This window comes from Roseateles sp. UC29_93 (assembly GCF_042695725.1).
Lineage (GTDB): Bacteria > Pseudomonadota > Gammaproteobacteria > Burkholderiales > Burkholderiaceae_C > Roseateles > Roseateles noduli_A.
On sequence record NZ_CP170545.1, the window covers coordinates 2933272 to 2945511 of the forward strand.

Below are 12240 nucleotides of genomic sequence, written 5' to 3' on the forward strand. Positions count from 1 at the left end.
TCCATGAATGGAATCAAGAGGCACTTGAAGTGCCGGAGCACACTCGCGCCCATCGTGGCCGCGTTCATCGCATTGATCGGGCTCGGCGCGCATGCCGCGACGCTGCCGCCTCCGCCCGTGTCACCCGCACCGGTCACCGACTACGAGTACGACGCCAAGGGCAATCCCACCAAGGTGATCAAGGCCAAGGGCGTGTCGGGTTTCGGATTCACGTCGTCCAACACGTACGACCCTCTGGACCGCGTCAAGGACAGCACCGACGCGCGCAACGGCATGACCAGGCTCGGCTACGACGGCCTCGATCAGCTCAAGCAGGTCACCGATCCGCGCAACCTCATCACGAGCTACCAGCGCAACGGCCTGGGTGATCTCAACCAGCTCGTCAGCCCGGACACCGGCACGGCCAACAGCACCTACGACGCGGTTGGCAACCTGCTGACTCGCACCGACAGCCGAGGCGTGCTGGCGACCTATACCTACGACAACCTGGACCGCCTCAAGACGGCCGTCTATTCCAAGGCGGGTCAGGCCAGCGTGAGCTACGGCTGGACCTACGACGAGACCGGCGGCGACTTCACCAACGGCATCGGCCGTCTCACGACCGCCAGCTTTCCGGGCGGGTCGAGCAAATACGCCTACGACGCACTGGGCCGGGTGACCACGGTGACCCAGGCGGTCAGCACGGTCGTCAGTACCACGCGCTACGGCTACGACGGCGCCGGCAACATCACCAGCATCACGTATCCCTCGGGTCGTGTGCTGACGATCAGCTACGACCGTGGCCAACCTACCGGACTGAGCCTGGCCAAAGACGCGAGCAGCGCCGCCAAGCCGCTGATCAGCCAGATCCAATGGGAGCCCTTCGGCCCGGCACGGGCGTGGCTGTTCCACCTGAACAGCACAACAAAGAGCTACGAACGGGTCTTCGACACCTACGGTCGGCTCGTGCGTTACCCGCTGAACGGCGTGGTGCGCGACATCACCTACGACGCAGCGGACCGCATCGTCAGCTACACGCACCTGGACGCGACGACCGGCGCGGTGACGGCGGAAGCGCAGGCGATGAACCAGAGCTTCGGCTATGACGAGCTCGGCCGGCTGACGGGCATCGTCACCCCGGCCAACGTCTGGAACATCGGCTACGACGCCAACGGCAACAGGACCGGGGTCACGCTCAACGGCGCGGCGCGGAGCTACGCCACCGAGACGACGAGCAACCGGCTCACCGGCATCGACAACCCGACGCGCAGCTTCGGCTACGACGCCGCAGGCAACACGCTGAGCGACACCGGGCTGGGCTACACGACCACGTACGGGCTCGACAACCGGCTGGCCTCGCTCACGAGCGCGGGCGTCACGACGACCTACAACTACGACGCTGGCGGACAGCGCGTGCGCAAGGTGACGGGGACGTCCAAGCCGCATTACGTCTACGACCAGAGCGGCAAGCTGCTCGGCGAGTACAACAGCTCAGGCGGCGCGCTGCAGGAATTCGTGTGGCTCGGCGACACGCTGATCGCGGTGCTGACGAACTCGACCACGACCGAGCCACGGGTCTACTACGCGTACTCGGATCACCTCAACACGCCGCGCGTGATCGTGAACTCGGCGGGCGACGTGCGCTGGCGCTGGATCGCCGAGCCATTCGGGACCACGGCAGCCGAGACGGTCCCCAACTCGCTCGAGAATCTCGTCGTCAACCTGCGCTTCCCCGGCCAGTACTTCGACAAGGAGTCGGGGCTGAGCTACAACTACTTCCGGGACTATGACGGGACGATTGGTCGGTATGTTCAGAGTGATCCGATCGGGCTAAACGGCGGCATCAATACTTACGCCTATGTTGGCGGAAATTCTATTCAATATGTAGACCCGAGCGGGCTTGAGGTGTTAGTGTGCGCGAGAAAGGCGAGGGGAATGCCTGGCAATCACGCGTATCTCTGGGATACGACGACCTCAACGGCGGCGGGCCGGCGGGCAATTTTTGGAATGTCCATCATTCCAGGAAAAGGGGATGACGAAGCGGGACCTTCAGGAGATTCTTGCCGTCCCGTGGAGGGGAGTGAAGGGAAAGAGGCGAAGATCATGGCAGACATGAAGACATGGGGTAATTGGGGGCTATGGACGCCTTATGTAGACGACTGCCAGAATGCAGTCGATAGAGTCCTTTCGGCAAATGGATTGACCAGTCCTGGCGTGCCTGGGGGGGCGATTTGATGACATCCATCCAACACCCAAGCCGAAAATTCTTCCCCCGAGTCCGGCGGCCAACGCACCACATCGATGAATATAAAATATTTGCTGCATTCTTGTAGGCAAGTCGTTGCCTTCATATTTTGGCTATCAATCTGTCATTTGGCGCGAGGCAGTACCTCTCCAGGTGCGTGCGGCCTTCCGTCTGTTGAAAAGATCCTGCCGAGCGACTGGAAAATATACTCCTTAAGCAGTGAGGTAATACCTAAGGGGCATTATTGGGGGAGGGTTCGCGAATATACCGGGACAAAAGGCGTGGCGGTGCTTGCAATAGGGCCCGCCGCGGTGGATTTCAAGTGGCAAAGCAAATCGGGAGTCTGGACTCGTGAAGCGCTAGCGAGGGAATCATTGGCGTTGTATTTCATGCCTGCCACCTATTCTGAGGATCGCATCCGCTCCCCAAAAGGACCACGATCCGCCACCTTGGTATTCGAAGGCCATGGATGTCAGGTCTATGGCTATGTGTCGTTCCAGATCATCGAAAGTAAGAGGTTTGACGCCCTGCTGAAGGTTGCGAACGCCACAAGTTGGGTTGATGCGCCAACGACCGACGAACAACTTTCCTGGTCAACTTGGAGGCTGCAACTCCGTGAAGCCATGAGGGCAGGGCTCCAAAGCAAGTGATTGCCTCTGCTCAGAGCGGGACTGCCGCTTGCAACCTGTAGGAGTTGTTGAGGCGCGGCGATACGAGTCGGGATGCTTGATTGCCTCATCGGGTCTTCCTTTCCGCTATTTGGGCGCACGCATACCTAGCAGGCACGCTTCGATGCTCCGTGATGGTCGCGTTGGAGGCACGTCCTGCAGGCGCGTCTTCAGGCCACTTTCGCGTGCCCGACGCCTCCCTTCCGCCTCGTCTACTGACGGCTTTTTCAAGCCGTTGCAATGACGTTCCAGCGCGCGTTTTCCTCGTTGTCTTTACAGGCCAGATCCCCCTTGTTCACGGGGTCTGCGACCGCCTGGAGGGCAGGGCCGGGACCCATTCTTGCTATGGACCCCTGCGAACCCGGGATGGGGGCTTTGAAGCCTGCCGGAACGGGTAAGTTCAGTCATGGTGCAGGGCTACACTCGCCGCTCGCGTACGCGTAGAGCACCCCTCAAGGGGCCGCCGGACAGATACAACATCAAGGTCGACACCATGCATGCGATGAGGAATCGGGATCACGGAAATCAAGCGCGACAGGCCACGCCGGCGGTCGCCTCCTTTGCTGCCGTCTCCGCCGCCGTACTGGCCGCGGTCGTGCTCGCCGCGTGCGGCGGCGGTAGCGGCGCCAAGGCCTCGCAGACCGCGGCCAAGGTGAACAAGGAAGAGATCACCGTCCACCAGATCAACTTCGTGCTGCAACGCCAGCCCAACGTGAAGCCCGAGCAGGTGGACGCCGCGTCGCGCCAGATCCTCGAGCGCCTCATCGACCAGGAACTGGCCGTGCAGAAGGCCCAGGACCTCAAGGTCGATCGCGATCCGCGGGTGGTGCAACAGATCGAAACCGCCAAGCGGGAGATCATCGCCAGGGCCTATGCTGACCGCATCGGCGAGACGGCCACCAAGCCGACGGACCAGGAAATCAAGCAGTACTACAACGACAAACCGGCACTTTTTGCCGAGCGTCGCATCTACAACTTGCAGGAAATCAACATCGAGGCGAAGCCGGATCAGTTCGAAGCGATCCGCGCCAAGCTGCAGGGTGCCAAGACCCTCCCCGAATTCCTCGAAGCGCTCAAGGCCGACAACTTCAAGTTCGTCGGCTCGCAGATGGTGCGCTCGGCCGAGCAGATCCCGCTCAACAACCTCGACGCGATCTCGCGCCTGAAGGACGGCCAGTTCATCATGAACGGCCAGACCAACGGGCTCACCGTGCTGTTCCTCGCCGGCTCGCAACGCCAGCCCGCGACCGAGGCGCAGGCCCGCCCGTCCATCGAGATGTTCCTGCTGAACCAGCGCCGCGCGGAACTGGTCGCCAAGGACATCAAGGCGATGCGCGACAACGCCAAGATCGAATACGTCGGCAAGTTCGCCGATCTGGCCGCCTCCGCGCCCGCCGGCACACCGGCGCCCACCCCCGATCCCGCGGTGCCGGCCGTCACGCCCGCCGCCTCCGACAGCCCCACCGGCGCCAGCGGCCCGGTGGACAACAACCTTGCCAAGGGCCTAGGCATCAAATGATGAATACGCGTCGCTTCCCGATCCTCTCCTTCGCTTCGGCGGCCTCCACGGCCGTCACGGCGGTCCTCGCGCTGTCCCTCGCCGGCGGCGCCGTCGCGCAGGCGCCGGCCCGTCCAGCCGCCGTGTCGACCGTGCCCGCCGCGCCGACCGGCCTGGCCTCCGGCGCCACCGCCGAATACCGCCTGGGATCGGGCGACGCCATCCGCATCAGCGTGTTCCAGAACCCGGACATGCTGCTCGAGACCCGCGTGTCCGAAGCGGGCACCATCACCTTCCCGCTGCTGGGATCGATCCGCATCGGCGGCCTGTCGATCAGCGACGCCGAACAGCGCATCGCCGACGGCCTGAAGAAGGGCAACTTCGTCAAGCAGCCGCAGGTCACCATCGTGGTCCTGAAGGTCACCGGCAACCAGGCCAGCGTGCTGGGCCAGGTGAACCAGCCGGGCCGCTATCCGCTCGAGGTCGCCGACACGCGCCTGACCGACCTGCTGGCCAACGCGCGCGGCGTGGCGTCCACCGGCGGCGACACGGTCGTGCTGTCCGGCGTGCGCGGCGGCAAGCCGTTCCGCCTCGAGGTGGACCTGCCCACGCTGTTCGGCGCCAACGGTCGCGAACAGGATGTGGTCGTGCTCAACGGCGACGTGCTGTGGGTCGACCGCTTCCCGATGGTCTACATCTACGGCGAGGTCCAGAAGCCCGGCCAGATCCGCCTGGAGCGCGGCATGACGCTGCTGCAGGGCCTGGCGGCCGGCGGCGGTCTGACGCTGCGCGGCACCGACCGCGGCATCCGCGTGCACCGCAAGGACGCGTCGGGCAAGGTGCAGGAGATCAAGCCCGGCATGGACGAGGCGCTGAAGGACGGCGACGTGATCTTCGTCCGAGAGAGCCTGTTCTGAGTTGTGTGATGCCGGGCCGTCGAGGTCCGGCTGAGGAGTGCCCGTGACGCCAAGCAAACTGTTTTCCATCCTGCGCGCGCGCTGGTCCCTGGTCCTGCTCGTCGTGCTGCTGACCACGCTGACCGCCTTCGCCGTCAGCCTGGTGCTGCCCAAGAAGTACGTCGCCACGGCCTCGGTGGTGGTGGACGCCAAGCCCGATCCGATCTCGGCGCTGATCTATCCGGGCCTGGCGTCGCCGGCCTTCATGAACACCCAGGTCGACGTGATCAGCAGCGACCGCGTCGCGCTGCGCGTCGTGCGCGACCTGCGCCTGTCGGAGGTCCCCGCGATCCGCGAGCAGTGGCAGACCGCCACCAGCGGCGAGGGCACGATCGAGCAGTGGCTGATCGCCTTCCTGCAGGCCAACATGGACGTGAAGCCCTCGAAGGAGAGCAACGTGCTGACGGTGGCCTACCGCGCGCCGGACCCGCAGTTCGCGGCCGCGCTCGCCAACGCCTTCGTCAAGGCCTACGTCTCGACGACGCTGGACCTGCGCGTCGACCCCGCGCGCCAGTACGCCGGCTACTTCGACCAGCAGGCCAAGGTCGCGCTGGAGAAGCTCGAGAGCACGCGCGCCAAGCTCTCCGCCTATGAGCGCGAGCACGGCATCATCGCCACCGACGAGCGCCTGGACGTCGAGAGCAACCGCCTCTCGGAGCTGTCCTCGCAGCTGGTGGCGCTGCAGGCGCTGTCGGCCGAGTCCGGCAGCCGCCAGGGCCAGGCCGCGCGCGGCGCGGACCAACTGCCCGACGTGTTGGCCAACCCGGTGGTGATGCAGCTCAAGGCCGACCTGAGCCGCGCCGAGAGCAAGCTGCAGGAACTGAGCACCCGCTACGGCGACAACCACCCGCAGGTGATCGAGGCCAAGGCCACGGTGACCGACGTGCGCGGCAGGCTGCGCACCGAGATCGGGCGCGTCAGCGGCGGCGTCACCGTCACCAACACGATCAACAAGCAGCGCGAGGCGGAGATCCGCGCTTCGCTGGAGGCGCAGCGCGAGAAGGTCGCCAAGCTCAAGGCCGCGCGCGACGACGCCAGCGGCCTGATGCGCGAGGCCGAGAGCGCCCAGCGCGCCTACGAGAACATCACCACGCGGCTGACGCAGACCAGCCTCGAGAGCCAGACCACGCAGAGCAACGTCAACATCCTGACCGAGGCGGTCGCGCCGCTGAAGCCCTCGTCGCCGAAGATCCTGCTGAACACCGCGCTGGCCTTCGTCGCCAGCGTGATCCTGGCGGTCGGCCTGGCGCTGCTGCTGGAGATGCGCGACCGCAAGGTGCGCGATGCCGACGATGTCATGGCCGTGCTGCCGCTGCCGATGCTGGGCGTGCTGCCCGCGCCGGGCCGGCGCGCCTCGGCGCTGCCGTCGGCGGAACGTCGACTGCTCGGGCATACCGCCCGACCCGGCCGAGGGACCGCCTGATGTCCGATGTGAAGGAACCCATTCCGTTGGCCCAAGAGGAAATCCGTGGACGCACCGACCAACAGCAAGTCTTCCGGCCCGGGCGTGCATGACCGCTCGATCGGCGCGATCATCGCCGAGACCCGCAACCTCAGCGCCGACCAGGTCGAGCGCGTGCTGCAGTACCAGCGCGAACGCGGCATCCGCTTCGGCGAGGCCGCCGTGGCGCTGGGCTACGCCAACGCCGAGGACGTGCTGGAAGCGCTGTCCAAGCAGTTCCACTACCCCTACGCCCCGAGCGAGCGCAAGGTCCGCAGCCCCGAGCTGGTGGCGCTGAACACGCCGTTCTCGTCGCAGGCCGAAGTCTTCCGCGGCATCCGCAGCCAGATCACGATGCGGCTGTACCGCGAGAACGAGCCGCGCCGCGCGCTGGCCGTGATCAGCCCCGACTCGCTGGACGGCAAGAGCTACTTCACGGCCAACCTGGCGGTGACGCTGGCCCAGCTGGGCGGCCGCACGCTGCTGGTGGACGCGGACCTGCGCCGCCCGCGCCAGCACGAGATCTTCGACGTCAACAACCAGGCCGGCCTGTCCTCGATCCTGTCGGGCCGCAGCGAGCCGCGCGTGATCCAGCAGGTGGAGGGCATGAACAGCCTGTTCATCCTGCCGGTGGGCGCGGTGCCGCCCAACCCGGTGGAGCTGCTGGAGCGGCCCGCCTTCGGGCTGCTGATGCGCGAGCTGGCCGGCAAGTTCGACCACGTGCTGGTGGACACCTCCGCGGGCCAGTACGGCGCCGATGCGGCGATCGTGGCCGCGCGCTGCGGCGCGGCGCTGGTGCTGGCGCGACAGAACAAGTCGCGGGTCACCGCGCTGCAGGAACTCACCGACAGCCTCGACGGCGTGTCCACGACACTCGTCGGGACCGTCATGAACGAGTATTGAGTCAGGGCCGCGAAGAGCCCTCGTCGGCCCGGCATGCACCGGGCCTCCGCCGCGACGCGCGCGATCCCCGCCGGATCGCGACGTCGCCGTCTGCCCGTCGCCGACCGTCTTTGCAGGGATCGCAGTGAAAGTCATGGCTAGCAATCTGTTCCTACGCTCGGGTGACCGCGCGGGCCCCGGGCCGGGGCGCGGCTTCTCGGGCGCTCAACCGGCTGGCGCTGGTGGCGCTGGCCGTGGGCCTGGCGCTGCTGTACGTGCCGACCTTCATCGACTTCATCCACGGCCCGTGGCGCGGCGACCGCAACTCCCACGGTCCGATCGTGCTGGCGCTGTCGGCCTGGTACTTCTATTTCCAGACCCGTCGGCTGGCCTCGCAGGGCGAGACCTTCGACGTGCGGCCCGCGCCGCTGGCCGGCTGGTCCGTGCTGGTGCTGGGCCTGGCCGGCTATGTGCTGGGACGCTCGCAGTCGATCGCGCTGCTGGAGCTGGGCTCGCTGCTGCCGGTCCTGCTGGGGCTGGCGCTGATCCTGGCCGGCCCCGCGATCGCGCGTCGCTACTGGTTCGCGTTCTTCCTGCTGCTGTTCGCGGTGCCGCTGCCGGCGTCCATCGTCGACGTCATCACCCAGCCGATGAAGCTGGCCGCGTCCTGGGGCGCCGAGCACATGATGTTCGCGCTGGGTTACCCGGTGGCCCGCGCCGGCGTGATCCTGCAGATCGGGCCCTACCAGCTGATGGTGGCGGACGCCTGCGCGGGCTTGAACTCGCTGTTCACGCTCGAGGCGCTGGGCCTGCTCTACATGAACGTGGTGCGCCATGAATCGGTGTTCCGCAACATCGCGCTGGCCATCCTGATCGTGCCGATCTCGTACTGCTCCAACGTGATCCGCATCCTCATCCTCGCGCTGCTGACCTACCACTTCGGCGACGACGTGGGCAGGGCTTCATGCACGAGTTCTCCGGGCATGGCGCTGTTCCTGACGGCGCTGATGCTGATCGTGGTCGTGGACGGCCTGCTGCGCACGTTCTCGCTGCGCTGGGCCCGCTGGCGCGGCAAGGAGGCGGCATGAGCACGTCGATGAATCCGGGAACCCCGGGAACGCCCGCCACCCCGCCGGCGTCGACGCCGCCCGCGATGCTGCGACTGCCCAAGCTGTCCGTGGCCACCTGCCTGGCCGGCGTGGCGCTGATGGTCGTCGCGGCCGGCGGCGCGTGGCTGGCGACGCCGCGTCTGCAGGCGGTGCAGGGCGCGCCCAGCCTGGATGCGACCGTGCCCAAGGCCTTCGGCGACTGGCGGGCGATCGTGGACTCGGCGCCGCAGATCGACGTTTCGCAGGGCGTGGAGACGGTGCAGGAACAGCCCTACGACCAGACGGTGATGCGCACCTACGTCAACAGCCGCGGCGACCAGGTGATGGTGGCGCTGGCCTGGGGCGAGCGGCAGCGGCAGGACGTCAAGGTCCACCGGCCCGAGGTCTGCTATCCGGCGCAAGGCTACTTCGTGCGCGCGATCGGCGACGGCCGCCCGGTGCCGACGGCCGGTCGCGCCGAGCCGGTGCCCACGACGCAACTGCTGACCGAGGCCCGCGGCGGCGGCGGCTACGAGGCGGTGCGCTACTGGATCCGCATCGGCACGCAATACGGCGGCGACGGCCTGGCCGCGCGCTGGTACATCCTCAACGAGGGTTTCCGCGGCCGCATCCCCGACGGGATGCTGGTGCGCGCGTCGCAGCGGCTGAACCGGCCCGAAGGCGCCGCGCAGTCGCAGGTGGTGATGGAAGGTTTCCTGCGCGAGCTGGTGGACGCGGTGCCTCCGGGCACGCGGCCGCTGCTGGTGCGCTGAAGCCCGGATGACAGGATGACGGCGGCATGAGGATCGGATTGCGGACAGGATCAGGCACGGAGAGCGGGCGCGCAGATCGGGCGGCGGGCGCGGTCGGACGGATCGCGGGCGCGTGGCGCATCTGGCGCGACGGCCTGGACGGGATGTCCCTGCTCGGCCTGGCCGGGCTGCTGGCCGGCGCCGTCGCGATCGGCCTGATGACGGTGATGGTCGGCGGCATGGCATCGGACCGCCCCGCGCTGCTGGCGGTGCTGCCGCTGATGCTGGTCACGGCCTTCCTGTTCCTCTACAGCCGCGAGGCCTTCCTGCTGGCGGTGCTGCTGGTGCGCGCCGGCGCCAATCCGATTTTCGAGGAGACCCGGCTCGCGGCCATCGGCGGCCTGGGCGGCCTGCTGAACGCGCTGATCATCGTGCTGGCGGGGATCATCATCGCGCGCGATCCCAAGCGCGTGCCGCGCGTCGCCTGGATGGTGTGGCTGCCCTTCGTGGCGGTGCAGGCGCTGGGGCTGCTGTATTCGCCGGACAAGGTGCAGGCGCTGCGGCTCTATCTGGGCCAGCTGTCGGTGATGGCGCTGTTCCTGGTCAGCTTCTACCTGGTCAAGGAAGAAGCGGATCTGAACAGGATGCTCAAGTTGGTCACCTGGTCGTCGGTGCCTGTCGCAGTTGTCACGCTGATTTACATCGGCCTGGGCAAGACCGCTGGTAGCGTGGACGCCTTCGAAGCTTCCGCCGGCCGGTACGGCGGACCGTTCCCTCACGCCAACATCCTGGCGTTCTATCTCGTGTTGTCCGTGGGCGTCATCTTCTATCGATGGAAGAGCGGTCTGGCCGGCCGCGGCGTCCTGGCGACCGCGACGGTCGTGCTCTATCTGCTGCTGCTGATCGGGCTGCTGTTCGCGACCAAGACCCGCAGCGCATGGATCTCCGTGCTGTTCATCTTCGTCGTCTACGGCCTGTTCCGCGAGCGGCGCTATCTCATCTATCTGGTGATCGGCGGCATGCTGGCCATGCTGATCCCCGAGGTGCGCGAGCGCGTCGTGGGCCTGGCCGAAGGCAACCAGGTGGTGCAGTTCGCCAAGTTGAATTCCTTCGCCTGGCGCAAGCTGCTGTGGTCGGACGCGCTGTCGTGGATGGCCACCTCGCGCATGGCCTTCGGCTACGGTGCGGAGTCCTTCGTCTTCCACTCGCAGACCTTCTTCTCGATGGCCGGCGGCCGCAGCTGGGGCGCGCACAGCGCCGTGGTGCAGGTGTTCTTCGAATACGGCGCACTGGGCGTCGCGGCCTACGGCTGGGTCTTCCTGTCGACCGCGCGCATGCTGCGCGCGCTGCTGCCGGTGCGCAGCCTGCTGGCGCTGATCTCGCTGGCGCTGCTGCTGTCCAACTTCCTGGTCTCGCTGTCGGACAACATGCTGTCCTACCTCATCTACAACTGGTACTTCTGGTTGACGATGGGCGTGGTGTGCGCGCTGGCCTGCCGCATCGCCGGCGCGGCCGAGGCGCGCAAGCGCCTGCCGTGGGGCATCCGGCCGAGCAAGTACCGGCCGCGGCAGCCGCATGACCGCGTCAGCGAGTTCCCCGCCACGCTGCCCCGCGTCAGCGAGTTCTCGGCCACGCTGCCGATGCACGGCGCGGAGCACGCGCGATGAGCGTCGACCCGGACCGCGATCAGCGCCGCGACCAGGGCCTGGATCTGGCCCTCGCCGCCGGCCACCGGCCCAGCGAGCGCCAGCCCGCGCTGGACGGCGTGCGCGCGGTCAGCATCCTGGCCGTGCTGTGGACCCACCTGTTCCCGCTGCGCGTCGGCGGCACGCCGCTGAACGAGTCGCTGGGCATCTTCGGCATGGCGCTGTTCTTCATCCTGTCGGGCTACCTGATCACCGGGCAGCTGCTGAAGCGGCCGACGGTGTCGTCCTTCATCGCGCGGCGGCTGCTGCGCGTCGTGCCGGCCGCGTGGATCTGCCTGGCGGTGGTCTGGTCGGTCAAGCCGGAGAGCCTGGACACGGCGCTCAGCTACCTGCTCTTCTACGCCAACCTGCCGCCGCAGCGGCTGGTGCCGCCGACCGACCACTTCTGGAGCCTGTGCCTGGAGGTGCAGTTCTACATGCTGTCGGCGCTGCTGCTGTGGCTGCGCCCGCGCGCCATCTGGTGGCTGTTCCCGGCCCTGCTGCTGGCGACCACGGCGATGCGCGTCGGGCACCAGGTGACCGCGTCCAGCATCACCTGGTTCCGCTGCGACGACCTGCTGGCCGGCGCCTGCCTGGCGCTGCTGATGCACTCGCGCCACTGGGCCGTGGCACGCGACGTGCTTGCACGTACCGGCATGGTTCCGCTGTTGCTCGTCGTGCTGCTGGCCTGCAGCTTCCTGCCGCATCCGGGTGTGAATCCGCTGGGCTTCCTGCGGCCGTATGTCGCTGCGGCCTTCGTCGGATCGCTGCTGGCGCAGCCCACGCACCGCTTGTCGCGCGTGCTGGGCGGGCGGGTGTTCATCTACATCGCGACGGTCTCCTACGCCCTCTACATCTGGCATCTGCCATTGGCCGCCACCTGGCTGGGCAGCGGCGACGTGGTCACCAAGTACCTGAAGCGGCCGCTGCTGCTGATCGCGCTGTTCGCGATCGCGCATGTGTCGACCTTCCAGGTCGAGCGACGGTTCAACGACCTCGCCAAGCGCGTCGGCGCCGGGCGCGGCCAACGGTTGAAGGAGGTCTGA

The 12240-nt window shown here is 67.1% G+C and carries 10 protein-coding genes; all 10 read left to right on the plus strand.

All coding sequences use genetic code 11. From position 1 onward, the window contains the following. The first annotated feature begins 3 nt into the window (after positions 1-3). The 10 genes from ACFJIX_RS13655 to ACFJIX_RS13700 all read left to right on the plus strand — a co-directional run bounded on the left by ACFJIX_RS13655 (position 4) and on the right by ACFJIX_RS13700 (position 12240). The gene (locus ACFJIX_RS13655) at positions 4-2214 is read left to right on the plus strand and encodes an RHS repeat-associated core domain-containing protein (RefSeq protein WP_377160873.1); all 2211 of its coding nucleotides are present in this window, start codon (positions 4-6) and stop codon (positions 2212-2214) included. A 399-nt stretch (positions 2215-2613) separates the two neighbouring features. After that, on the plus strand, positions 2614-2874 hold the full coding sequence (locus ACFJIX_RS13660) for a hypothetical protein (protein WP_377160875.1): 261 nt from the start codon (positions 2614-2616) through the stop codon (positions 2872-2874). 424 nt (positions 2875-3298) lie between these two features. Then, entirely contained in the window at positions 3299-4411 is a 1113-nt protein-coding gene (locus ACFJIX_RS13665) for an EpsD family peptidyl-prolyl cis-trans isomerase (protein ID WP_377160877.1), read from the plus strand. Then, positions 4411-5307, plus strand: a complete 897-nt coding sequence (epsE, locus tag ACFJIX_RS13670; protein WP_377160879.1) for a polysaccharide export protein EpsE — start codon at positions 4411-4413, stop codon at positions 5305-5307. The genes ACFJIX_RS13665 and epsE overlap by 1 nt, the downstream gene beginning before the upstream one ends. A gap of 43 nt (positions 5308-5350) precedes the next feature. After that, positions 5351-6769 (plus strand): chain length determinant protein EpsF, encoded by a 1419-nt coding sequence (gene epsF, locus ACFJIX_RS13675; RefSeq protein ID WP_377160881.1) that lies wholly within the window; start codon positions 5351-5353, stop codon positions 6767-6769. Positions 6770-6814: 45 nt separating this feature from the next. Continuing rightward, complete coding sequence (locus tag ACFJIX_RS13680; protein ID WP_377160883.1) at positions 6815-7690, plus strand: polysaccharide biosynthesis tyrosine autokinase; 876 nt, start codon at positions 6815-6817, stop codon at positions 7688-7690. A gap of 161 nt (positions 7691-7851) precedes the next feature. After that, positions 7852-8757, plus strand: a complete 906-nt coding sequence (gene xrtB / locus ACFJIX_RS13685; protein WP_377160886.1) for an exosortase B — start codon at positions 7852-7854, stop codon at positions 8755-8757. Beyond that, positions 8754-9530, plus strand: a complete 777-nt coding sequence (locus tag ACFJIX_RS13690) for an exosortase C-terminal domain/associated protein EpsI (RefSeq protein WP_377160888.1) — start codon at positions 8754-8756, stop codon at positions 9528-9530. Before xrtB ends, ACFJIX_RS13690 begins: the two co-directional genes overlap by 4 nt. Positions 9531-9556: 26 nt before the next feature. Then, the gene (locus tag ACFJIX_RS13695) at positions 9557-11176 is read left to right on the plus strand and encodes an O-antigen ligase family protein (RefSeq protein WP_377160890.1); all 1620 of its coding nucleotides are present in this window, start codon (positions 9557-9559) and stop codon (positions 11174-11176) included. After that, positions 11173-12240 carry an acyltransferase family protein gene (locus ACFJIX_RS13700; protein ID WP_377160892.1) on the plus strand — a complete coding sequence of 356 codons (1068 nt, stop codon included), beginning with the start codon at positions 11173-11175 and terminating at the stop codon, positions 12238-12240. Before ACFJIX_RS13695 ends, ACFJIX_RS13700 begins: the two co-directional genes overlap by 4 nt.